At 63.8% G+C, this 23,220-nt stretch carries 23 protein-coding genes; 13 read left to right on the forward strand and 10 right to left on the reverse strand.

Annotated elements, in window-relative coordinates; translation table 11 throughout:
• Positions 1 to 113: 113 nt before the first annotated feature.
• Positions 114 to 1,394 carry an MFS transporter gene (locus LWF01_RS05600; RefSeq protein WP_349640057.1) on the forward strand — a complete coding sequence of 427 codons (1,281 nt, stop codon included), beginning with the start codon at positions 114 to 116 and terminating at the stop codon, positions 1,392 to 1,394.
• Positions 1,395 to 1,404: 10 nt separating this feature from the next.
• Entirely contained in the window at positions 1,405 to 3,156 is a 1,752-nt protein-coding gene (locus tag LWF01_RS05605) for a glycoside hydrolase family 3 protein (RefSeq protein ID WP_349640058.1), read from the forward strand.
• Positions 3,157 to 3,209: 53 nt separating this feature from the next.
• Here the strand turns inward: LWF01_RS05605 and LWF01_RS05610 are convergent, their stop codons facing one another.
• The 6 genes from LWF01_RS05610 to LWF01_RS05635 all read right to left on the reverse strand — a co-directional run bounded on the left by LWF01_RS05610 (position 3,210) and on the right by LWF01_RS05635 (position 8,255).
• Positions 3,210 to 3,956, reverse strand: coding sequence for an ABC transporter permease (locus tag LWF01_RS05610; protein WP_349640059.1), 747 nt, complete (start codon positions 3,954 to 3,956; stop codon positions 3,210 to 3,212).
• Positions 3,957 to 3,962: 6 nt separating this feature from the next.
• On the reverse strand, positions 3,963 to 4,721 hold the full coding sequence (locus tag LWF01_RS05615; protein ID WP_349640060.1) for a hypothetical protein: 759 nt from the start codon (positions 4,719 to 4,721) through the stop codon (positions 3,963 to 3,965).
• Positions 4,718 to 5,458, reverse strand: a complete 741-nt coding sequence (locus LWF01_RS05620) for an ABC transporter ATP-binding protein (protein WP_349640061.1) — start codon at positions 5,456 to 5,458, stop codon at positions 4,718 to 4,720. The genes LWF01_RS05615 and LWF01_RS05620 overlap by 4 nt, the downstream gene beginning before the upstream one ends.
• 146 nt (positions 5,459 to 5,604) lie before the next feature.
• The gene (locus tag LWF01_RS05625; RefSeq protein ID WP_349640062.1) at positions 5,605 to 6,282 is read right to left on the reverse strand and encodes a response regulator transcription factor; all 678 of its coding nucleotides are present in this window, start codon (positions 6,280 to 6,282) and stop codon (positions 5,605 to 5,607) included.
• Complete coding sequence (locus LWF01_RS05630; protein WP_349640063.1) at positions 6,279 to 7,388, reverse strand: sensor histidine kinase; 1,110 nt, start codon at positions 7,386 to 7,388, stop codon at positions 6,279 to 6,281. Before LWF01_RS05630 ends, LWF01_RS05625 begins: the two co-directional genes overlap by 4 nt.
• A gap of 276 nt (positions 7,389 to 7,664) precedes the next feature.
• Positions 7,665 to 8,255: an isochorismatase family protein gene (locus LWF01_RS05635; RefSeq protein WP_349640064.1), complete on the reverse strand. Its 591-nt coding sequence runs from the start codon at positions 8,253 to 8,255 to the stop codon at positions 7,665 to 7,667.
• Between the two features lie 157 nt (positions 8,256 to 8,412).
• On the opposite strand from LWF01_RS05635, the gene LWF01_RS05640 reads away from it, so the two are divergent.
• Positions 8,413 to 9,399, forward strand: coding sequence for a GlxA family transcriptional regulator (locus LWF01_RS05640; RefSeq protein WP_349640065.1), 987 nt, complete (start codon positions 8,413 to 8,415; stop codon positions 9,397 to 9,399).
• Positions 9,400 to 9,650: 251 nt separating this feature from the next.
• On the opposite strand, the gene LWF01_RS05645 is transcribed toward LWF01_RS05640, so the two are convergent.
• Positions 9,651 to 10,475 carry a CPBP family intramembrane glutamic endopeptidase gene (locus tag LWF01_RS05645; RefSeq protein ID WP_349640066.1) on the reverse strand — a complete coding sequence of 275 codons (825 nt, stop codon included), beginning with the start codon at positions 10,473 to 10,475 and terminating at the stop codon, positions 9,651 to 9,653.
• Between the two features lie 321 nt (positions 10,476 to 10,796).
• Here LWF01_RS05645 and LWF01_RS05650 point away from each other — a divergent pair, with 321 nt between their 5' ends.
• From LWF01_RS05650 to LWF01_RS05665, 4 genes are read left to right on the forward strand one after another with little or no spacing between them, the layout of a single operon-like run.
• The gene (locus LWF01_RS05650) at positions 10,797 to 11,906 is read left to right on the forward strand and encodes an ABC transporter substrate-binding protein (RefSeq protein ID WP_349640067.1); all 1,110 of its coding nucleotides are present in this window, start codon (positions 10,797 to 10,799) and stop codon (positions 11,904 to 11,906) included.
• Entirely contained in the window at positions 11,891 to 12,757 is an 867-nt protein-coding gene (locus LWF01_RS05655) for an ABC transporter ATP-binding protein (protein ID WP_349640068.1), read from the forward strand. The genes LWF01_RS05650 and LWF01_RS05655 overlap by 16 nt, the downstream gene beginning before the upstream one ends.
• Entirely contained in the window at positions 12,750 to 13,616 is an 867-nt protein-coding gene (locus tag LWF01_RS05660; protein WP_349640069.1) for an ABC transporter permease, read from the forward strand. Before LWF01_RS05655 ends, LWF01_RS05660 begins: the two co-directional genes overlap by 8 nt.
• A 46-nt stretch (positions 13,617 to 13,662) precedes the next feature.
• On the forward strand, positions 13,663 to 15,024 hold the full coding sequence (locus LWF01_RS05665) for an NtaA/DmoA family FMN-dependent monooxygenase (RefSeq protein WP_349640070.1): 1,362 nt from the start codon (positions 13,663 to 13,665) through the stop codon (positions 15,022 to 15,024).
• Between the two features lie 41 nt (positions 15,025 to 15,065).
• On the opposite strand, the gene LWF01_RS05670 is transcribed toward LWF01_RS05665, so the two are convergent.
• Complete coding sequence (locus LWF01_RS05670; protein ID WP_349640071.1) at positions 15,066 to 15,641, reverse strand: PadR family transcriptional regulator; 576 nt, start codon at positions 15,639 to 15,641, stop codon at positions 15,066 to 15,068.
• A 118-nt stretch (positions 15,642 to 15,759) separates the two neighbouring features.
• Between LWF01_RS05670 and LWF01_RS05675 the strand changes: the two genes are divergently transcribed.
• Together LWF01_RS05675 and LWF01_RS05680 are read left to right on the forward strand one after the other, a co-directional pair.
• Positions 15,760 to 16,263, forward strand: a complete 504-nt coding sequence (locus LWF01_RS05675; protein WP_349640072.1) for a flavin reductase family protein — start codon at positions 15,760 to 15,762, stop codon at positions 16,261 to 16,263.
• A gap of 15 nt (positions 16,264 to 16,278) precedes the next feature.
• Positions 16,279 to 16,677 (forward strand): riboflavin kinase, encoded by a 399-nt coding sequence (locus LWF01_RS05680; protein WP_349640073.1) that lies wholly within the window; start codon positions 16,279 to 16,281, stop codon positions 16,675 to 16,677.
• A gap of 61 nt (positions 16,678 to 16,738) precedes the next feature.
• Here LWF01_RS05680 and ilvD read toward each other — a convergent pair whose 3' ends face one another.
• A complete protein-coding gene (ilvD, locus tag LWF01_RS05685; RefSeq protein ID WP_432761992.1) occupies positions 16,739 to 18,568 on the reverse strand; it encodes a dihydroxy-acid dehydratase in 1,830 nt (609 codons plus the stop codon).
• Positions 18,569 to 18,689: 121 nt separating this feature from the next.
• On the opposite strand from ilvD, the gene LWF01_RS05690 reads away from it, so the two are divergent.
• From LWF01_RS05690 to LWF01_RS05705, 4 genes are all read left to right on the forward strand, one after another.
• A complete protein-coding gene (locus LWF01_RS05690; RefSeq protein ID WP_349640075.1) occupies positions 18,690 to 19,514 on the forward strand; it encodes a helix-turn-helix transcriptional regulator in 825 nt (274 codons plus the stop codon).
• Positions 19,515 to 20,087: 573 nt separating this feature from the next.
• Positions 20,088 to 20,825, forward strand: coding sequence for a helix-turn-helix domain-containing protein (locus LWF01_RS05695; protein ID WP_349640076.1), 738 nt, complete (start codon positions 20,088 to 20,090; stop codon positions 20,823 to 20,825).
• Entirely contained in the window at positions 20,822 to 21,439 is a 618-nt protein-coding gene (locus tag LWF01_RS05700; RefSeq protein ID WP_349640077.1) for a GOLPH3/VPS74 family protein, read from the forward strand. Before LWF01_RS05695 ends, LWF01_RS05700 begins: the two co-directional genes overlap by 4 nt.
• A 130-nt stretch (positions 21,440 to 21,569) precedes the next feature.
• A complete protein-coding gene (locus tag LWF01_RS05705; RefSeq protein ID WP_349640078.1) occupies positions 21,570 to 22,094 on the forward strand; it encodes a small multidrug efflux protein in 525 nt (174 codons plus the stop codon).
• A gap of 156 nt (positions 22,095 to 22,250) precedes the next feature.
• On the opposite strand, the gene LWF01_RS05710 is transcribed toward LWF01_RS05705, so the two are convergent.
• A complete protein-coding gene (locus LWF01_RS05710; protein WP_349640079.1) occupies positions 22,251 to 23,171 on the reverse strand; it encodes a LysR family transcriptional regulator in 921 nt (306 codons plus the stop codon).
• Positions 23,172 to 23,220: the final 49 nt, after the last annotated feature.

Here is a 23,220-nt window from a genome sequence, read left to right on the forward strand (position 1 = left end):
ACGACTCGGGCGCCTCTCTCGTACTCTATGTGAATCCACTCCGGAATCGATACCGGTATCGATTCCGGAAAGTCGTTCAAAGCGCGAAGCATCTGACTCGAAGGAGAGTTATCGTGGCCAAACTACCCGACACCACCGCGACTGGGCAGGGAGCGGCTCCTGCCGCTACCCGCCGCGTGGGCCCGCTCTTCATCACCGTCTACGCGCTTGCGCTGCTCGGTATCTGGATGTCGATCATGCTCCCGGCGTCAGTCACGATCGCGCTGCGCATTTCACAGATCGACCCCGAGGGCAAGACCGCCAGCTACTCGGTCGCCGCCGGGCTCGGCACGCTCGTCGCGCTTCTCGCCAACCCCTTCTTCGGGCGCCTGAGCGACCGGACCCGCAGCCGGTTCGGCCAGCGCCGCCCTTGGATCCTCATCGGGCTGCTCGGCACGATTGCGGGAGCGCTGGTGATCGCGCTGAGCAACTCGTTCCCAATGCTGCTGCTGGGCTGGCTGATCATGCAGGCATTCATCAATGCTTCGATCGCGGCCGCGCTCGCGATCATCGCCGACCGAGTCCCCACCGCACAGCAAGGACTCGTCGGTGCGCTGTCGGGCATGGCGTCGTCCGCCTCGCTCGTGATCGGCGTGTTCTTCGTCGAGTGGTTCCCCACGAACATGCTCGCTCAGTTCGGTCTGCCGGTCGTCGTCGCGCTCGTCTTCTGCGGCGTCCTGCTCTGGCTGCTGCGGGGCGACTCGTCGCTCGACCTCAAGCCCGAGCCGTTCGGTATCGCGGCATTCTTCGGCAGTTTCTATATCAACCCGCGCAGGTCGCCCGACTTCGCGCTGTTTCTCGTGACGATGTTCCTCGTGTCATGCGGCGTCGCCGTCGTGTCGACCTACACCGTCTACATCCTGCAGGACCGCATCAACGTCTCTGAGGACGAGATCGGCCGCATCATCACGCTCGCCTACGTGTTCCCGGGGCTTATCGCGACGGCGCTGTCGCCATTCGTGGGCTGGCTCAATGACAAGACGGGACGACGCAAGCTGATCATGGGCGCGGCCGCCGTCGTCAACGGCATCGGCACCTTCATGCTCGCGACCTCGACCGAGATCACTCCGTTCCTCATCGCCGTGTGCGTCGCAGCGGGACTGGGCATGGGTCTCCTGTCGGGAACCTACATCGGCTTCGCTGTGGCGACGATGAACGATCCGTCGACCTCGGCGCGCGACCTCGGCGTGACGAACATCGCCTATACACTGCCGTTCTCGATCATGCCGTTCGCCGCGCCACTGCTGCTCGGCATCGGCGGTGGTGACCCCAACTACCCCGCCTTGCTCATCACGGGCGGCATCCTGTCGCTGCTCGGGATCGCGCCAATGCTCTTCATCAAAGCGACCAAGTAAGGAGATGTCGATGTCTGACTACCAGGACGCCGACCAGCCGATCGAGCGCCGCGTCGAGGACCTGCTCGCACGGATGACCGTGGCCGAGAAGGCCGCGCTCATGTTCCACCCAACGACCCAGCCCGGCGACGCATTGAAGGACGCGGAAGCCGTGTCCGTTGCCGAAGAGGATGTCGTCGCCCGCGGGATCTCACACTTCAACGTGCTCGGCGGAGAGGACTCCGCCGCGGTGGCCGCATGGCACAACACGATCCAACAGATGGCCGAGAGCACCCGACTCGGTATCCCGATCACGCTCTCGTCCGACCCGCGGCACGGATTCCGCGACAACCCGTTCACGGGCCAGGCCCTGAACAGCCTTTCGCGCTGGCCAGAGACGACCGGGATCGCCGCGATTGGAACGATCGAGGCCGCTCGCGAGTACGGTGACGTGATCCGCCAGGAGTTCCTCGAGATGGGCATCCGTGTCTACCTGGGGCCGATGGCAGACATCTTCAGCGAACCGCGATGGTCGCGGGGAATCGGGACCTGGGGCGAAGACCCCCAACGCGTCGCCGAGCTGACGGTCGCCTTCATCGAGGGCCTGCGCCGTGGGCCACGCCTGTCCCCGGACTCGGTCGCCGCCGTCGTCAAACACTTCCCGGGCGGCGGGCCCCAGCTGAAGGGTGACGACGCGCATGACCCGCGCTATACCGAGCAGGTGTACCCGGGCGGTCAGCAGGAGCTGCACCTGAAGCCCTTCGTGCGCGCCTTCGCCACAGGAGTGACGCAGGTCATGACCTACTACGGCAAACCAATCGGCACCGACTGGCCGGAGGTCGGGTTCGGGTTCAACGCGCCGGTCGTCCAGGGCATCCTGCGTGAGCGGCTCGGCTTCGACGGCATCGTGGTGACCGATTGGAACCTTCTCGAGCCGACATTCATCGCCGGCGTCGACTTTGGTCCCAACGGCTGGGGACTTGAGCACCTCACGCCGATTGAGCGCGCGCGGATCGCGCTTGAGGCCGGCGTCGACCAGTTCGGCGGTGACCGCAATCCCTCGCTGATCGAGGAACTCGTCGATACCGGGCAGATCGCCGAGGCGCGGCTGGACGCATCGGTGCGGCGACTGCTGCGCGAGAAGTTCCGACTCGGCGTGTTCGAGCACCGTCGCGTGGATCCCGTTCGAACGCGTGAAGTATGCGGCTCTCCGGTCTTCTTCGAACAGGGCGCGCGTGCCCAGCGCGAGTCGCTAGTGCTCGTGTCGCAGCGGGGCGCACTGCCGATCGCGCTGGGTGCGAAGCTGTTCCTCGACGGATTGAGCGCCGACAGCATCCCGGACGAGGATCGCGTCGACGACCCCGCTGATGCCGACGCAATCGTAGTCCGACGCGACTGCCCGTTCGAGACCGGACGCGGTTCGATGGGAGACTTCTTCCGTGGCGGATCGCTCGCGTTCCCCGAAGAAGAGCTCGCACTGCTGCGCTCGTACGCTGACCACGCACCGGTCTACGTCGTCGTGTTCATGGAGCGTCCTGCGATTATCGCCCCGGTCGTCGAGTTCTCGGCGGCAGTGGTGGCCGACTTTGGTGCGAGCGACGCGGTCGTGCTAGACGCGCTGCGCGGGAATGCCCCCTTCACCGGCACGTTGCCGTTCGACATCCCGTCGTCGATGGCCGCAGTCGAGGCCTCCCGCGAAGATGTGCCTTTCGATACCGAGAACCCGTCGTTCCGCTTCGGGCACGGTCTTCGGATGGCGGCCCAAGGCGACGCAGTCCACTAGCACTCAATGTAAGCCTGGGGAGGCGGGGGACCGCCACCGCCATCCCGGCCATCTCAGCTGGCACCGACATCGCGAGCCCGGAAGAACCACCAGGCAGCGCTTCCGAGTAGGAGTGCCCAAGCGATCATGACGAGCGCACCGGAAATGGGGTCGAGCAGACCGATGCCTGGGTATCGGGTCAGCAGTTGGAGTCCAGCAAGGTCGGGCAGAAACCGTAGCGCCGGGATTGCGCCGACGAGGGAGATGGTGAGTCCGAGGACCATCGGGACGAGGATCACGAGGGTCGCGATATAGGTGCGAGTGAGCAACGTCAGGCTGGCGGCGATCAGGTTGATCAGGGTGTAGTTGATGATCACTCCAAGCAGGTTCCACGCCATGTCTGTCGTGAACTGGCCGAGGCTCAGCCCATGGTCGCCGAGCGCGGCGTGTTTGAGGAGCACCGCAGCGGTAGTGGAGATCAAAGCAGTGATCGCGGAGAGCAGGGCGATGACGATGAGTTTTGCACTGAAGACGCGTCCACGGGAGGGGGTCGCAGTGAGGGTGGTGCGCATTTGCGCGTTGAGGTACTCGGTGCCGGTGATGAGCGCCGCGAGCAGGATGATGATCGGTTGGCCGAACCCTGCGATCTCGAAACCGTGGGACTCAACCGGAAAGCTTGAGGAGGCGGGGTGAGAGGGATCGAAGGCGAGGCCGGAGAAGAATGCTAGCGCCGGCGGCACTATGAAGGCTGCGAGCAGGGTGAGTTGGACGCTGCGCAGGGTGAGCGCTTTGGTGAGCTCGGAACGAAAGGGATTCAACATCAGGTCTCACACATCTCTGCGACTGAAAACGATGCCGGCTGCAATCAGCAGCACCAGCGCCCAGAGTCCTTGCACGGCTCCGCCGGTGAACGGGTCGAGGTAGCTGCCAGAGCCGGGATCACTGTACATAGCCGCGCCTGCGGCCACTGGTAGGTATCGTGCACCGTCCCAGATTCCTGCCAGGAAGTCGCCGATCCCGATCACGAATGGCGTGATCAGGATTAGCGGAAGGATCGCCGTACGCGCGAGTGTGCCGACGGCGAAGGCGATCAGCGCGGTCAGTGTCCAGGCGAGGCTGACCCCGCCGATATTCGCCCAGATCGCCGGTGACAGCAGCCACGGGTTGAGGCCGGAATTGGAGACGGCGTGCGTGATGATGATCGTGCCTGCCATGGTGAGGAAGGCGATGGCCCCGACCGTCACGGCGAGCAGGATCGCCTTCGCGATGAACGCGCGGCCCCGTTTCGGGGTGGCGGTGAGGGTGGTGCGGATCTGCTTTCCGCCGCCATATTCGCTTCCAGCCCAGAGCGCGGCCAAGGCAACGACGAGGACGTAGCCGAAGCCCGCCATCTCGAAGCCTTGGAACTCCAATGGGATGGGCTCAGAAGAAAACAAACGTGGGTCATCCGCGGGCAGCTCGGCGGCTCCCGCGTTGGTGAGCGCCATCGGCCAGGTCAAGAGGATTGTCACGCCCGCGATGATCCAGGTCGACATGCTCGTGAATAGCTTCGTTGTCTCGGAACGGAACAAGTTCAGGGCCGTCATGCGTGCTCGCCACCCGTGAGGTCGCCGGAACGGTACGAGGCTTGGCCCTCGGTGAGTGCGAAGAACGCATCCTCCAGGGTTCGATGTGCGCCCCGGACTGCGTCTCCAGTGCCCTGCGCGACGATGCTTCCTTGGGCGATGACGATGAAATCATCGGCGGTTTCTTCCATTTCGCCCATCAGGTGACTCGAGACGAGTACGGTTTTGCCATCCGCGGCGAGAGAGCGGAGGAAGCGGCGGATCCAGCGGATCCCATCGGGATCGAGCCCGTTCGTTGGCTCATCGAGTACCAGGATCTCGGGGTCGCCAAGCAGTGCTGCAGCGATGCCGAGGCGTTGCCCCATCCCGAGAGAGAATCCGCTGATCCTGGTGCGTGCCGCACCGGACAGACCCGTCATCGCGAGGACCTCGCTGATCCGGGAGAGCGGGATACCGTTGCTTTGTGCGACCCAGGTGAGATGCGCTTTCGCTGTGCGACCCCTGTTTGCGCCGGGGCCGTCGAGCATCGATCCCACCGTCAGCAGCGGATTGCGGATGCTGCGGTACGTGACTCCGTTGACGAGCGCGGATCCAGAGCTCGCCCGATCCAAACTGAGTAGGATGCGCAGCGTTGAGCTTTTGCCGGCCCCGTTCGGACCAAGGAACCCGGTGACCCGGCCTGGCTGGGCGGTGAAACTGATGTCATTGACGACAGCTCGGCTGCCATGACGTTTAACGAGGTGACTGAATTCGATCATGTCTACAAGCCAAGCGGGAACGCCGAGACTTCTCAGCCTGCCAATGTTGACACTCCCGGCTGGTTTCAACCACATCTAGCAGAGTCGGCGGGAATGCACAGTCCGCAAATGTTGACGGTTCGGGCTCTGTGGCCAGTGTTCCGTTGTCAGGCGGTGACGAATCCGGTCTCGTAAGCGATGACTACGAGCCCGGCGCGGTCGCGGGCATCGAGTTTGGCGAGGATACGGCTGACGTAGGTGCGCACTGTCATCGGGGACAGGTGGAGTTCTGCCGCGATCTCGTCGTTCGATCTGCCACGGGCGATCAGTGTAAAGGCTTCGCGTTCACGCGTGGTCAGGCGGGCCAAGCGTGCGTCCTCCAGCGGTGCGACTGTTGTTGCTGCCTGCGCATCCTGTGGTGGGGTCAGGCGTGAGATGAGTCGCTTCGTGACCTCTGGAGCGAGTAAAGCGTTGCCGTCGTGCGCGACCTTGATCGCTCGTAACAATTCCGTGGGGGCCGAGTTCTTCAGGAGAAACCCGGATGCGCCCGCGCGAAGTGCCTCGTACACGTACTCGTCGAGGTCGAACATCGTCAATACGATCACCTTCGGCCCGCCGGTCTGAGTACACAGCACACGCGTGGCTTCCAGACCACTCATCCGAGGCATCTGCACATCCATCAACACCACGTCGGGGCGGTGCTGAGCAACCTGCGTGAGCACTTGCTCCCCGTCGGCGGCTTCCGCCACGACCTGCATGCCCGGGTCGCTATCAACCAGAAGCCGAAACGACCCTCGCAATAGTTCCTGATCATCCGCAATCAATACCCGGATCTCGTCACTCATAGCTCAGCCTTCTCCTTCGCCGGGGATAACGGCAGAACTGCGGAAACTTCGAATCCGCCATAGGGGCGATTGCTGGCGCGGAAAGTCCCGTTAAGGAGGGCCACTCGTTCCTCCATACCGGCCAGCCCGTACCCGATTCTCCGATCCGAAAGCTCACCCTGTCCGTTGTCCGCTACAACGAGCGTCAAGGACTCGCTTGTGACAGCCACATCGATGTCGCAACTGGATGCGCCGGAGTGCCGAATGGCGTTGCTGACGGCTTCTCGGACAATTCGATGCACGGTCACTCGGTGACTGATCGGCAGCGCTTCGATGCCGGACGTCGAGAGTGTCGTTCGCACACCGGCCGTGTTCGCCGTCTGGGCGGTTTCCGCGAGCAAATCCGGCAACGGTGCCGCAAGCAACGCCTCATCCGCCTCCGTTCGCGAAACAGTGAGCAACGTCCTGAGCTCGGCAATCGATGAGCGAGAGAGCGACTCCACTTCCCGCAGAGTTGCGCGCAACTGTTCCGATTCCAGCCCGTCGATGTGCGCTGCTACGCCCGCCTGAACTCCAATCGTTCCCAGGGAATGCGAGAGCACGTCGTGCACGTCCCGCGCTAAACGCATGCGTTCCTCGATTGCCGCGTTTGTCGCGACACGGTCCTTTGCTATGCGAGTGTTCACCCCCAGAGCCCATGCCGCGATCAGAGCGATGCCGCTGAATAACACATAACGCATGAGCTCCTCGGACCCCGAAGCATCGATGAAGACCGTCACCAGAAGTATGGTCAGGACGACACTGGCGAGCCACGGAGGGAATGCCCGTCGACCGTGTGCGGCTGCGACCGAGTACAACGCGACACCGGCCAGTAGAAGAGGATCAGCGGTGAGCCCCAACGCCGAGGCAACAACAGTGGCGACGGACGCAAGAACGAAACCGATCCTCGGGTGCCGATGACGCAAACTGACACCGATGATCGCCAACATGCCCAACCCGATCTGGGCGGCCTTCAACGCCGGGGTCGGGGTCGGAGTGGTGAGCCAGAGGGCAAGAACGACCAGCACTGAGGCTGAGACGTCTCGCGCGACCTGCAGCCACAGCTGATTGGCCCACGCACGTTTCATACCGTCACCGCCCCCCTTCTTCCGCGCCAAAACTTCCATGAGCGCCGCGTCGGAGGTTTGTCGTTTCTCTCTGGCGATCCCGTGTTCCTTTCGTCTGGTCAACCATATCGAGGGGCATGCTCAACTGTTGCCGGTGGGAGACTTGCCTCGCTGGACAAGCCTTGGCTGGTCGTTGCCAGTATCGGCGGCCGCTCGTAGTCGTGAGCGTTCTTGCGCGCGGCAGGGGTGAGCGGGGCGTTTCAAGGACGCCCCGCTGTCATAGTTGCCTCCCTTGCCTCACCGGAGGCTGCCTGCGGTCGGCACGACGACGCCGTAAAGGTCGGCGATCGTTGCCAGTGCGCTGTTATGCAGCTGTGAGGACGTAACCGCTGCGACGCTGGTCTGCAGTGGACGGGTCGCGCAGGCGTCGGCGACAACTGTCGGCCTCTTGCCGTGTAGGAAGGATCCTTCCGCGGTGAAGGTGACGCACATGTTCGTCATGAAGCCCGCAATGACGACGTCCTCGTGCCCGGCTGCGTTGACCAGCTCGGCTAAGTTCGTGCCTACGTAACCGTTGGGAACTGTCTTCTCGACCACCTCTTCGCCGTCAACCGGTGCGACTTTCGGGTGGATCTGCCCGATTTCATCTTTGATGTCGTAGGGAGTGCCATCGCCGCCATCGTTGACGACGTGAATCACCGTCGACCCCGCTTCACGCGCCCGTGCCAGCAGGTCAGCGGCCGCGTCCAGGGCTGGCTCCCACCCCTCGAGCTCCATCACGCCACGGGTGTAGGTGTTCTGATAGTCGACCATGATCAGCGTGGCCTCGGCCAGGGAAGCAGGGGTGTCGTCAAAGCCGTTGAGCTGGCGAAGCGTGGTGCGTGCCATTGTTGTCCTCTATTCGGGTCAGGGTCGTAAATCCGTTAACCGCCCAGTGGGAGCGGGGATGCTTTAACGCTACGGTGCACCCGACGTGTCGGCAATGTCGTGTAACCTGCAGAAACCGACATCATCTGTTCCTGATCCTGAAGCGGAGGCACCTCGGATGAACACGATCGAGCGTCTCGTTGTGGTGATGCTGTTCGAGCGCGTCGATCTGCTCGATGTGACCGGCCCGCCCGAAGTGTTCGCGCTCCTGCAGCGCGAAATGGACGAGCCCACCGGGTATCGTGTCCTTCTCGCTTCCGCATCGATGGACCCGGTAACAACCTCGGCCGGCGTCCGGATCCTGCCAGACGCCACGTTCGACGACCTCGCCGGCCGGGCAATCGACACGCTCGTCGTTCCCGGCGCCGTCGACGTCGACGAACACCGCCACGTTGCGGCGCTGGTCGATCCCGAAATCGCCAACCAGGTCGCAGAACTCGCCACACGCACCAGGCGGGTCACCTCCGTGTGCGTTGGCGCCCATATCCTCGCTGCCGCCGGCCTGCTTGACGGCAAGCGGGCGACCACGCATTGGTCGACGGCCCGGCAGCTGGCAGCGGAGTATCCCGAGATCACCGTCGACGCCGAGCCGATCTTCATCCGCGATGGTGATGTCTGGACCGGCGCCGGTATCAGTTCCTGCCTCGACCTCGCTCTTGCTCTGGTCGCTGACGATTTTGGTGAAGCGCTCGCCCAGAGAGTTGCCCGTCAGCTCGTCGTTTACCTGAAGCGGCCCAGCGGGCAGAGCCAGTTCAGCGTGCCGCTTGAGCCGGCCTCGACCACGCGGCGCGTCGATGACCTACGCCACTACATCACCCAGCACCTGCCCGAGCCACTCACCGTCGCCTACCTCGCCGAGCACCTCCACATCGGTGACCGTCAGCTCACCCGGATCTTCAAGCAGGAACTCGGCACGACGCCGGCCGCCTACATCGAAGCCGCGCGCCTCGAAGTTGCCCGCAACCGGCTGGAGACCACCGATGACACGCTCGCCCGGATCGCCAAGGCGTGCGGTTTCGGTACCGTCGATACGCTTAACCGGGCGTTTCGCCGCGCCCTTAACGTCACCCCGTCGGAGTACCGCAGTAGATTTCGGATCGCCTAGACCCGAACCGTGTGCTCGGCGGGAGCGGCGACGCCGGTGATAACAGTCGGCCTCTTCTCGTGTAGGAAGGATCCTTCCGCGGTGAAGGTGACGCACATGTTCGGTGTTCTGGCCGACCCCCCCGAACCAGTCGGTCTTCCGCGTCATCGAAATGATCCGAGCGTCGCGATAGGGGACCAGCGCCTCGCGGAGCGTTGCGGGCGCTTCGGTGACCGGGACCCGGTATGACGACCCGGTCTCGCCGGCGGGAATCAGACCAGGAAGATCGGAAGCACACCCGGGTTGTGGGCGTGCACGATGGCGAGGAAGACGATGACATCGAATAGTAGGTGCACGATCAGCACGTACAGCAGCGACCCGGTCCTCGCGAAGAGCCAGCCCTGCAGTAGCGCGAACGGCGCGGTGAGAATCGGGCCCCACTCCTGGTAACCGAGCTCCCAGAGGAACGAGACGAAGATGACCGCCTGCAGCACGTTAGCCTGCCACACGCCGAAATGTCGGCGCAACAGCGCGAAGCAGGTGCAGATGAAGAACAGCTCGTCCCACGTGCCTACGAAGTTCACGCCTACGAAGAACCGCGCGAGCTCGCTGCCGTTCGTGATGTGCGGCCAGTTCAGGTACGCGCCGGAACTGATGAAGTAGAACGGCAGGATCAGCCATCCCAGCACCGGGACGGCCACGATGTAGCTCTTTTCCAGCCGGCTCCACGGCTGCCCGGTGCGCCACGGGAACTGGATCGCGTCGCGGCGGTAAACGAACCGGTCCACGAGGTACGGCACGGCCACGGCGAGCAGGAGCACCGTACCGATGGTAAAGAACCGGTCCCAGCTCACTTCGGCCTTTACCGAGGTCGCCGAGACGATGGCCACGCCGATGCCGACCAGGGACAGATCCTTCGCGAGTTCGCGCGAGACGAGGTAGGCGCCGACCAGGCTGACCGCGAGTAGCGCGTGTCCCCATCCCGCGAGCTGAAGCCCGAACAGGAGGAACGCGGACACCGACACCCCCGCCGTCGGCAGCAGCCCGATCGTCGGGGTGTCGTGCAGACGCGGATCTGTGAGGGTACGGGACGCCATGCGCACAAGCATGCCAGCTCTCGAGGCCTACAGCCCCCACCAGGTCGCCAATGTCATCAGACGGCTCACCGGCGAACTCGTCGTGAAAGCCGTCCATCGACGGCTAACCAGCGCTCGGGATGACTCGTGGCTTTGGCGGTGAAACGTCGGAAATAACCGACTAATCAACGACAAAGTCACGATCGACCCCCCGCCGCGCGAGAGATCACGCAGCAGGGAAAATCTGCTTCGCTCCTGAAATCTCTTGTTTATTCAAGATTGACTATGTTAATTTGAACGAGCCATCCAACGGCGGATCAGGCTTAGGAAGGAACTACTCCCTTGCGAAAACTTCTTGCAATAGGCGCTTGGCGCCGCAACACACTCATTGTCGGTGCCCTCACGGCAGCGCTCACGTTGAGCGCATGCGCCGGAGGATCGGCGGCAAGCTCTGGTCAGTCGGACGCAGACGTTCTGATCGGAAAGGCCGAATGCGAACGAAACCGATCGGCCGGAACCATCACGTACGTCTCGGGATACGGCTACTCCGCGAGTGCTGGACAGATGGACGTGTTCCTGGCGAAGGAAATGGGCTACTTCGACGCCCTCTGCCTCGATGTCGAGATTAACGCCTCCGGTGCGAACGGTCAGCAGCTCGTTTCATCGGGGCAGGCGCAGTTCACCGCGCTCGGCTCGGCATCCGACGTCATGCTGGCGGCAGCCAACAGCAAGAATCTGACAGCGGTCGCGACCTACGGCAGCGTCTCGCCGTTCTCGATCTTCGCCAATGAGGACATCAAGTCACTGAAGGACCTCGAAGGAAAGAAGCTCGGATACTTCATCAACCTCACACCCACAGCCTCTGCCATGCTCGACGCCGCGGGTGTCGACATCGCAGAAGTTGAGCTCATCAAGATGACGAACTACGATCCGACCGTCGTCACGCGCGGGCAGGTCGACGCGATCGTGGGGTATGCCTCCAATCAGCCTCAGGCGCTAAAGGCAATGAATCTTCCGTTCAACGAGTTCCTGCCGACGGACTACGACATCGACGGCACGTACAACGTGATGGAAGCCAACTCGGCTTTCCTCGAAAAGAACCGTGAAGTTGCCTCGGACTTCATGCGCGCGAGTCTGAACGCGCTGAACTACTGCCTTGAAAATGACGACAAGTGCGTCGACATGATCAGCAAGCTCGCCGAGGAGAATAATCAAGGCTCGGCGTTCCCCAAGGATCAGCAAGAACGCACCTGGAGCGTTGAGTCGCAGTGGGTCACAAGTGAACCCGATCTTCTTCCCGGCGTGCAGACGACCGACCAGTGGCAGCGCGAGTACGAGCTCGTAAAGAAGTACGGCAACGTCAAGAAGCTTCCTCCCATCGAAGACATGATGGACGACTCGCTCGTCGCCGATCTTTACCAGGACGGTGAACTCGTATGGCCGGGCAAATGAAGATGGACACCCAGCCTGCACACGGGGACGCTGCCGAAGAGCAAGTGACGCACCCGGAAGACCGCGCGAACGCAGGCGTGCGGATCCACGGCATCTGGAAAAGCTACGGAACCGGTGACACGCGAAGCGTCGTTCTCGAAGGGATAGACCTCGCGATCCAGCGCGGTGAGTTCGTGTCGGTGATCGGACCGAGCGGATGCGGCAAATCCACGCTGCTGAAGGTCATCGCCGGCCTGACGGATGCCAATGGGGGTGACGTGACAATCGACGGCAGCTCTGTGCGGTCCGCGGCGAAGAACAAGATGATCGGCCTCGTGCCCCAGTCGCCGGCACTGCTGCCATGGCGGACTGTGCTCGACAACGTCCGCCTCCCGATGAAGGTCAACCGCCGGGCCAACGGCGGGCGGAATCTCCGGAGCCCGGAAGATATCCTGCACTCCTTCGGGCTCGGACAGGCGATCGACAAGTATCCCGCCCAGCTGTCGGGTGGTATGCAGCAACGGGTGGCCATCGCACGCGCATTTGTGTTCGACCCGAGCGTGCTCCTGATGGATGAGCCCTTCTCGGCGCTCGATGAGATGAACCGTGACCAGCAGCGCCTCGGTCTGCTCGATTTCTGGCAGTCCAATCGCAAGACCGTCCTGTTCGTCACCCACTCGGTACCCGAGGCGATCATGCTTTCGGACCGGATAGTCGTCATGGCCGCACACCCGGGACGGATCGCGTCGATCATCGACGTCAACCTGCCTCGGCCGCGCGACGCTGACGTGTATGCGACCGACGAATTCCGGGACCTGGAAGGCGAAGTCCGCTCGACGCTCCGCGCAGTGATGGAGGACCAGCATGTCTGAAGTGCGAACAGTGACCGAACCGATGTCCACAGCGCCAACGCTCGACGGGGCAGACGGCGGCGCGGGGCGGCCAGTCCATGCGACTTCTCTAGCCAGTCGGCTCGGATGGCGGGTTTGGGCTCCGCCGGCGATCACCTTCCTCGCGGTCGGCCTCCTCTGGCAGATCGTTGCGCTCGCCAACCCCTTCGTTATCCCCACGATCGACGCCATCGCCGCCAGTATTGCCGCTGACCCCCAGATGTACTGGTCAAACCTCTTGGTAACGCTGCTGGAGGTCGCGGTCGGTGCCGGTGCCGGAATCGTCGCAGGCTTCCTGCTCGCCGTTGTGATGGCCGAGTTCGAAATCATGGAGCGAGCGATGATGCCGCTCTTCGTGGTGATCATGGTTACCCCGATCGTTGCGATCGCCCCGGCCCTCGTCGTCGCCTTCGGGTTCGGTATGGCTCCGAAGTTCATCGTGACTGGGCTCGTGGTCTTTTTCCCGATGCTCGTCAACTCGCTGGCGGGGTTGAGAGACGTGGATGTGCGCGCCCTCGATGTCCTGCGGACGCTGCACGCCAGCAGGTGGGAGATCTTCAGGGACTTGAGGTTCCCGGGGTCGATGCCGTTCGTCTTTGCCGGTCTGCGCGTGTCGCTTCCGCTCGCGATCGTAGGAGCCGCTGTCGCGGAGTTCGTTGCTGCCGGCCAGCAGGCGGGCCTCGGATCGCTGGTCACGATTTCAGCAGCGCAGGCGAACCTGCCGGTCACTTGGGCGAGCATAGCGCTCCTGTGCGTCATGGGGATCGTCCTTGTGGCACTGCTGGCTCTCGTCAAGAAGCGCACCCTGTGGTGGAGCGACGAAAACACCGTCGCCCGCTAAGCCTCCCCACACTTTGGGGAAAGTAACTGATTGAAAGGTAAGTGGCATGAAACAGCTACGCTTTGGCCTGTTTGAAAACGCGCAGGCAAACGACTCGGGGACTGCGACGTGGCGGCATCCTGACAACGAACGCGACCACTTCGACTCGCTCGACTACTGGCGCAATATCGCTCGCATCTGCGAGGACGCGCAGTTCGACTTTGTCTTCCTTGCTGATGCATGGGGCTGGTCGGAGATCGACGGATCCCGTCCGGACATCTGTTCAGAGGAAGCGCTCGACCTGCCGCGTCTCGATCCTGCGGTGGTCGCGGCCGCGATGGCGGCCGAGACCGAGAAGCTAGGCCTGGTCATCACCGGTTCAACCCTTCTTGAGCAGCCGTACGCTTTCGCCCGCCGCATGGCGACGCTGGACCACATCTCGGCCGGACGCATCGGCTGGAATGTGGTCACGACGGGCACCGCCGAGACCGCCGCGAGCGCTTTCGGCATCCCGATGGTCGCTCATGACGAGCGCTACAACATGGCCGATGACTTCATGGAAGTCGTCTACAAACTGTGGGAAGGAAGCTGGGAGCCCGACGCCATTGAACGGGATAAGTCCGGTCGATTCGCCGACCCCGCAAAGGTGCACCGCATTGAGCATGAGGGTCCGTACTTCCGGTCCTCCGGCTACGGGAACACGTCATATTCCCCGCAGGGGACCCCTGTCTTGTTCCAGGCAGGCACCTCCGAGCGAGGCCGTCAATTCGGTGGCCGGCACGGCGAGTGCATCTTCCTCGGTGGCTCATCCATCGAAAAGATGGCCGAGCAAGTCAAGGCGATCAGGGCCGAGGCTGTCTCCGCAGGACGCGAACCAGATTCGGTGAAGCTGATGGCGTCGTTCTCTTATGTGGTCGGCGAGACTCGCGAAGAAGCGCAGGAGAAGTTTGAAGCAATTCTGGCCGCGCAGGACCCGGGAGTCGCCGTGGCGTCCTACGCGATGTTCACCGGTCTCGACCTGTCGGCTTACGATCCGCGGACACCGATGACGGACTTGCACACCGAGTTGTCACAGACGCAGGTCACCCGCTTCGCCGGCCTGACCGTAGGGGACGTGCTCAAGGACTGGCACGCGTTCGGCGTGCGCGGAAAGCCGGTCGTCGGCACTGCGGAAGACGTCGCCGATGCCATCGTCGATCGTGCAGAAGGTGCTGATCTCGACGGCTTCCTGATCACCCCGATCGTGCAGCCTGCCTCGACGATCGACTTCGTCGAACACGTACTCCCAATCCTTCGTGAGCGCGGAATCGCGCCCAGCGGCTACGGGCAGACTACGCTGCGTGAACGGCTGCTGGGTTCTACGTCCGCTGTGCTCCGTGACGATCATCCTGGCGCCCTGTTCCGCTCATACTCACCCGTCGTGGCATAGCGGAGGTTGCGACGCCTGCCTGACGCCTTGGCGCTGAGGTCTCAGGCGTCGGCTTCGCCAGCAAACGTGTACGCGCCGTCCAGTAACCTCTCGCGGAGCTCGACCGTCCATTGCTGTTCGCCACGTAACCGCCCGATCGACAACTCAAAGATCTCTCGAACGTACGAGGGCGTCGAAGCCGAGCGAGCGACGTCGACGATGTTGTACTGGTTGCTCACAATCCGGGTATCGATCTCTCGGATTCGGTGCTCAAGCGCGTCGATGACTTCCTTGCGACTGAGCCAGTACATAAACGACGTCAGCGCCATGACCGGTTTCAGGTCGAAGGTCTCCACCGTCCACAGAGCCTTGCGCAGCAGCTTGAAGAACTCGACGTCTCCTTCCGGCGTTGTCTTGTACGTCGTGCGTTCAGGCCGGTTGCCCTCGGTCTCGGTGCCCGACTCCTGAACATAGCCGTCGTTCTTCAGCGAGCGGAGAGCGTTGTAAATCGAGCCAGGCTGGATGTTCGCCCATTCGTCGACGTGCCAGGACAAGAGCTCACGGCGCAAGAAGTAGCCGTGCACCGGCTGGAATTGATGCACGGCGCCCAGTACGACGAGGCGAGTGGTGTTTGACAAGATCTCCCCCTACTGACAACAACTATCGCCAAAATCTACTTGCTCCGCTTAGACAATGTCGAATATGATCGTCCCATATAATCAAACTTGAGTATTTAGCCCTTCGAGGAGACATGCCATGGCAGTTCAGTTGCAGAAGCAGACAGCGGACATGCAGCTGGCCCTGCGTCAGGCGCTATCGCTCTTTCCCACCGGGGTCGTCGCTGCGTGCGCGCTCATCGACGGATCGCCGGTTGGCATGTCGATGAATTCGTTCACCTCGGTTTCCCTGGATCCGCCGCTCGTGAGCATTTGCGTCGCTCGGACGTCGACCACATGGCCGATACTCAAGACGAGCGATCGCTTGGGATTGAGCGTTCTTGGCGCGCAGCAGAGCGCGCTGTGCCGCCGTTTGGCCTCGCGCTCCCAGGAGCGTTTCGAGTCGGGGGAGTGGCAGGCACGCGAGTCCGGCGCGGTCCTCCTCAACGACGCGACGCTGTGGCTGGAGTGCGAGCAGTACGCTTCCGTCGATGGCGGAGACCATGAGGTGATTCTGCTAGAAGTCGTCGATTCGGAGCTGTTCCCCGACGTGAAGCCGCTGATCTTCCATCAGAGTAAGTTCCATGAACTTCAAGCGCATTAGCCGGAAGAATACCGGATGATTCTTCCGGCTGGCCCCGCCTCATTTGGCGGTCTCATCGTCGGCGGCCACGGCCGGGGGCGAGGCTTAGGGTTTCCGACCGCGAACATCTACGTCATTGGCGATTCGGGCGTTCCCGTCGACGGTGTCTACTCCTGCATTGTGGCTTTGGCATCACGCGATTCCACGTTTGGCGCGACTACGAGCATAGGACGCAACCCGACGTTCAGCGATGTCCAGGAGCGGCGCATCGAAGCATACATCCATGACCTCAGCGATGACATCTACGGCGAGCGGATCGACGTGTGGGTCATCGAGCGCTTAAGAGAAATGGACCGTTTCGATTCGGTTGATGAGCTCGTTCGGCAAACGGGACGGGACATCGAGCGCTCGCGAGTGCGACTGCGGGAGGTCTAGATTCGCGTTGACTTCTCTGACCATGCCGGAACATGAGCCCGCGCCCGTCTGGATGCACGTCTTATCCGGATGCCTGCGTAGCTTCCTGGCCCAGCGCGGTGACGAGGCGGACAGCGCCCTTGTCGGCGGATTGGGCGAATGCAGCGTAGGCACGCAGCGCGTTGCTCACTGGCCTGGTTCTGTTTTGGGGTTGGTAGCCGTTTGCCGCGACGATGGCGGCTCGGCGGGTCTCCAGGTCGTCGCTGTCGACATCGAGGGTGATGCGTCGAGCGCGGATGTCGATGGTGATGAGGTCGCCGTCTTCGACGAGCGCGATGGGTCCGCCGGCGGCTGCCTCGGGTGAGACGTGACCGATGGCGAGCCCGGAGCTGCCGCCGGAGAAGCGGCCGTCGGTGACGAGCGCGCAGACATCCCCGAGCCCGCGGCCTTTGAGGAATGACGTCGGGTACAGCATCTCCTGCATTCCCGGTCCGCCGCGTGGTCCCTCGTACCGAACGACGAGGACGTCCCCGGCCGTGATCCGGCCGCCGAGGATTGCGTCGACGGCGTCCTCCTGCGATTCCACGACGACGGCAGGGCCGGTGAACCGCAAGCGTGCGGGGTCCACGCCTGCGGTCTTGACGACGCTCCCGTCGGGGGCGAGGTTTCCGGCGAGGATGGCGAGACCGCCGTCGGTGCTGTGTGCGTGCGGGACGGAGCGAATGCACCCGTGCTCGGCGTCCAGATCGAGCGCCTCCCATCGCTCGGATTGGGAGAATGCAGTGGCGGAGCGGCGTCCTCCGGGGGCAGCATGGAACAGCGTGATCGCCTCCCGGCTGGGCGTGGCGCCGCGCACGTCCCACCGGTTGAGCCAGCCGCGCAGGTCAGTGCTGTGCACGGAGCGGACGTCGTGGCTGAGCATCCCCGCTCGGTCGAGCTCGCCGAGAATCGCCGGGACGCCGCCGGCGCGGTGGACGTCCTCGACGAGGTAGGGACCGTTGGGTGCGACTTTGCTCAGGCACGGGGTCGCGCGGGAAATCCGGTCGATGTCGTCGACGGTGAAGTCGAGTCCCGCCTCGTGTGCGGCGGCCAGGAGGTGCAGGATCGTGTTGGTCGATCCGCCCATGGCGATGTCCATGGCCATGGCATTGCCGAAGGCGGGCCGATTCGCGATTGCGCGGGGCAGCGCTGACTCATCACCCCCGGTGTAGTAGGCGCGGATGAGGTCCATAACGGTGGCGCCGGCCTGCTGGTACAGGGAGCGGCGATCGGTGTGGGTGGCAAGGGTGGTGCCGTTGCCAGGCAGGGCCAAGCCCAGTGCCTCGGTGAGGCAGTTCATCGAGTTGGCCGTGAACATTCCCGAGCACGATCCGCAGGTCGGGCAGGCGTTCTCCTCGACGCGGAGCAGGTCCGCGTCGGAGACCTGTGGGTCGGCGGCGGCCGCCATCGGCGAGATCAGGTTCAGCCGTGCGCGCACCGTGCCGTCGACGAGCGTCGCCGTGCCGCCCTCCATCGGTCCGCCGGAGACGAAGACGGTGGGGATGTTGAGCCGCAGGGCGGCCATGAGCATACCGGGGGTGATCTTGTCGCAGTTCGAGATGCACACCAGCGCGTCGGCGCAGTGCGCGTTCACCATGTACTCAACGGAGTCAGCGATCAGATCGCGCGAGGGCAACGAGTAGAGCATGCCGCCGTGCCCCATCGCGATTCCGTCGTCGACCGCTATCGTGTTGAACTCCCGAGGGATGCCACCGGACGCAGAGATCGCCTCCGAGACGATGCGCCCCACGGGGGCGAGGTGAGTGTGGCCGGGGACGAACTCGGTAAAGCTGTTCGCGACGGCGACCAGAGGCTTGCCGATATCCGACCCGGCGACGCCGGCCGCACGGAGAAGCGCGCGAGCTCCTGCCATGTTTCGACCGTGGGTGACCGTCCGTGAGCGTAAGGGAATCGTCATGGATCCAGTAGGCCATCATTTTGCGCACCGAGGGAGACGCCGCTTGTACTAGTAGTGACGCTACTAGGATGGCGTCATGAGCGATGAGGCCCGTCGAACCGAGCTTGGCGATTTCCTCCGCAGCCGCCGCGGTTCCCTGGCCCGACAGGATTTCGGCCTACCGGAGCTGGCGCGGCAGCGCACGGGTGGGCTGCGCCGGGAAGAGGTCGCGACCTTCGCCGGGGTCAGCGTCACTTGGTTCACCTGGCTGGAGCAGGGCCGCGATGTCCATCCCTCACGCCAGGTGCTCACCGCGCTTGCCCGGGCGTTGCGGTTGACAGAGTCCGAGTCGAACTACCTGCTGTCGTTGGGCGGGTTTGTGCCGAGCACGCCCTCGGCGGCTGACGGTGGCGACGTCGCACCTCCTCATACGCAACGCCTGCTCGACAGCCTTTGGTATCCCGCGTTCGCGGTCGCCTCGGACTGGACGATCGCAGGCTGGAACCGCGCCTACGCGGCGCTCTACTCCCGTGTCGAGACGCTCGCACGGGAGGACCGGAACCTGCTCTGGCTAGTTTTCACCGACCCGCACCTGCGCGACATGCTGCCCAACTGGGAGGCTGACAGCAGGCACTTCGTCGCGGAGTTCCGTGCCGAATCCGGTCCGCTTCTCGGCTCGAACGCCCACTCCACCCTCATCGCACGTGTGAGCGAGGCCAGCGCCGAGTTCCGCGAGCAATGGCAAGACCTCGGCGTGGAACGCTTCGCCTCCCGCCGCCGCCGGTTCCACCACCCGCAGGCCGGGGTGCTGGAGTTCGAACACCACCGCCTCGTCCCCTCTGACCACCCCGACTTGCACATCGTCGTTTACCTCCCTGATCACGGGAGCAGTACCGCGGACTGGTTCCAAAATCCCGGTTGAGGCTGAGAGCTAGGAGTGTCGCTTTCCGTCAGCGATCTTAACGACGACGTAACACTGGCCAACGAAACGTGTTCCGGTCGTGCTATCCCTGTGACGGTTTCTGTTGAGAGGCGACACTTTGTTTGTGTCGGCGCTCGCTCTGCATGACCTGACCGATGAGATCCCGCGCGGTAGCGATATCGCGATTCCACGCGGGGCGCACCCAATGACGGTCCACCTTGCCCCTATCACCGGTAGGCGATCCGAGTTCCGTCCGGCGAGATCGACGCATTCGAGAACAACGGATCAGCGAAGAACCTCCTCCACGCCGATCAGCTTCGGAAGGGACGCCTGGCTCGGTACCGTGGTCAGTCATCCAGTGCTCCCATCATGAGCGGCAGTATCACGTGTTCGAGGCGAGCCTCCGCGCCGGGACGGACCGTCGCCTGAAATCAACCAGACACCCTGCCCCTGCGGCACACTCAACCTGGAACGATGTGACTCACGTCACAAGCTTGACCATGCCCCAAGGTCATGGTCTGCACTGGTATCAGTCGGCATTCCGCCGGCGATTGTCGAGAGAGGGGACAGGCCGTGCCATGGAGCACCCGTCAGATCGCTGAACTCGCCGGCACCACGGTGAAGGCGGTTCGGCACTATCACCAGGTCGGTCTACTCGAGGAGCCCGAACGCGCGGTCAATGGGTATAAGCGCTATGAAGTTGCGCATTTGATCCGGCTGCTGCGAATCAAGCGGCTGATTGATCTCGGCGTGCCGCTGTCCCAGATCGCTGCCATGGGAGCGGCGGAGGAACACCCGGAGGAGGCGCTGCGGTTACTTGATGCCGAACTCGGAGCCAGCATCGAGCGACTGCAAAGGGTCAGAGCCGAACTCGCGGTGATCCTTCGCCACCAGGCGCCGATCGACCTGCCGCCGGGATTCAGCAAGGTTGCCGGCGATCTCAGTGACGCCGACCGCGCACTCGTCCTGATCTACTCCCGGGTGTTCGAACCGACGGCGATGGACAGTCTTCACGACTTGCTGGCGTCTCCCCGAAGTTCCGCGGACGAGGATTTCGACGCACTGCGCGCCGATGCTGACGAGGCCACCCGGCAAGAGCTGGCAGAGCGTTTCGCCCCGCAGATCCGTCGCCTCACAGTGGAGCACCCCTGGCTCGAAAAACCAGCCCTTCGCGCGCAGTACGGATCGGCATCCGGCGAGAGCATCGTCGTCCAGGCGATCGCCGATCTGTACAACCCGGCTCAACTCGATGTGCTCCAGCGGGTGCATCGGATCCTGCAGGGCGAGGCGGAGAGCGATTCGGACCAGTGAACGGCGAAACGGTGCAGGGCGAGATGTTGATCGTCGAGGACCTGATGCTGCTGTTGCTCGACGACGCCACGGGATCGATCGCCGTGGCGGGAACCCTGTTCTACACCCTCGGTGGTGCAATGCTGGTCGACTTAGCACTCCGTGGCCAGGTCGAGTTCGATGACACCCGTGCAGGGTCGAGCGGCGCCAAGGTGCATGCAGTCGCGGGTGATCCGCCCTCGGATCCACTGTTGCAATCCGCTCTCGCGAGAGTCGCACGGCGACCCCGGGACGTCCAGACGCTGCTGCTCGAGGTCGGCGCCGGCCTCTATGACCCTGTGATCGACCGGCTCCTGGAGCGCGGCCTCATCCGTCGAGATAGCAAGCGCGCGCTGAGTGTGTTTCGGATGACGAGCCTGACGATCAACGACACGCGGCACGAGGCCGAGCTCCTGGAGAGGGTGCGCGCCGTGCTGGAGGACGGCGAGAGCCCGGATGCCCGTACCGCGGCGATGATCGGGCTGCTGTCCTCGAGCGGCGCCCTGCCGACCCTCCACCCAGCTATCACGTGGACGACAGCAGTCCACGAGCGTGCGAAGGACTTGAGAACGGCAGCTGGTCGGCCACCGCCGTGAGTACAGCGGTGTCCCGGACTATCGCGGCGACTGCAGGCGGTGGCGCAGTCACCGTGGGTGCCGTCGCCGGGAACTGAGACGACGACCGTTAGCACCACCACCACCGACCGTCCACAGAAAAGAGAGCTTGATGAACGACAATCCCGTTGCAAACCTGATCATCCAATTCCAGGAGATCGTCGCTCAGGTGCCCGACCCGCTGCAGCCGCTCATCGTCGCGGCGGCCGGCGCGGTCCCCTTCATCGAGGGGGAGGGGGCGACGCTCATCGGGGTCGTTGGTGGCCTTCATCCGGTCGTCGCCGCATTGGCGGCAGCGACGGGAAACCTGTTGTGCGTTGTCGTCGTGGTGCTTCTCGGCGCCCGCGCCCGTGGCGCAATCGTGCAGCGGGCCGGCCGAGACAAAGCCGGCCAAGACAAAAAGGAGAAGCCGCGATCCAAGGGCCGCGAGCGATTCCAGCGCTGGTTCGTCCGATTCGGCGTTCCCGGGGCTAGCCTGCTGGGCCCGCTCGCCATTCCGACCCAGTTCACTGCCGCGACTCTCGTTGCCTCCGGTGTGTCGACCGGGCGGGTCATCCTCTGGCAGGCGATCGCGATCGTGCTGTGGGCGGCCGCGGTGACCGCGGCAATCACGGGTGCCATCGCCATCGCTACCTGAACCGGAACTCGCTGGACGTCACGGCCGGCCCTCGGGATGACTCGTGGCTTTGGCAGTGAAACGTCGGAAATAACCGACTAATCAACGACAAAACCACGATTGGCGCCGCCCTCCGCCAGCCGCGCCGCGCCGCGCCGTGCCGCCTCAGGTACCTTTTCAGCCCAGCGCGCCGACCGACTGCCGCACTGCGTTCGCCAGCTGCCGCACGGCGGTCGAGGGCTCGCGACCGGGGCCTTCGCTGGGAGCGGCGATCTGGATCGACCGGGCGAACGCCGGATCGTCGATCGGCCGCAGGGCGACGCCTGGGTGGGTGGAGCCGCTCGCGAGCCGCGGCACGAGCCCGATCACCATGCCGGCCGCGATCATGCCGAGCATGACCGAGAAATCATCGGTGCGGATGGCGACGTCGAGGCTGTGCCCGGCATCGGCAAAAGCATCGATCACGACGGTGTCCAACGGGTCGCCGCGGGTGGCGCCGAGCAGCCAACGCTCATCGCTCAGGGTGACAAGCGTTGCGCGGTCGATGGTGTCGCGCGCGGCGAGGGGGTGCGACTCTGGCAGCGCGAGTTGCAATGGGTCGCGCAGCACCTCGGTGGTGGTTACGTCGCCGCGGAACGGCAGCTCGTAGCCAGGCACCGAGTAGACCAGCACGGCGTCGAGTTCTCGATGGTTGACGTGAGTAACGAGCAGCCCGACCTCTTCGAGCGTGGCATCGATCTCGATGCCGAGTTCTGCGAGCTTCGACACGATCGAGGGCAGCAGGCGCGCTGCTGCTGTGGGGAATGTGCCGAAGCGCAGCCGTACGTGTCCCATCTCGGCCAGGTCTCGGACGTCGACCACAGCCCGCTCGGCCAGGGTGAGGATCTCATTTGCTCGTTCGAGCATCAGCGACCCGGCCGACGTCAGCGTGCTGCCGCGGGTTGAGCGTCGCAGTAGCGAGGTGCCGACCAGGCGGTCCAGGTTCTTCAAGTGGTAGTCGACGGTAGGCTGGCTCCAGCCGAGATGGGTTGCCGCCCGGGCGACGGAGCCCTCGAGACTGACCGCGCGAAGCGCCTCGAGCTGGCGCAGATCTAGCATGCTCACAGCCTACCCCGTATGCCGCCAAGCGGCGCCTACGCTGGCTGGC

It is taken from the genome of Saxibacter everestensis (genome assembly GCF_025787225.1).
GTDB classification, from domain to species: Bacteria; Actinomycetota; Actinomycetes; order Actinomycetales; family Brevibacteriaceae; genus Saxibacter; species Saxibacter everestensis.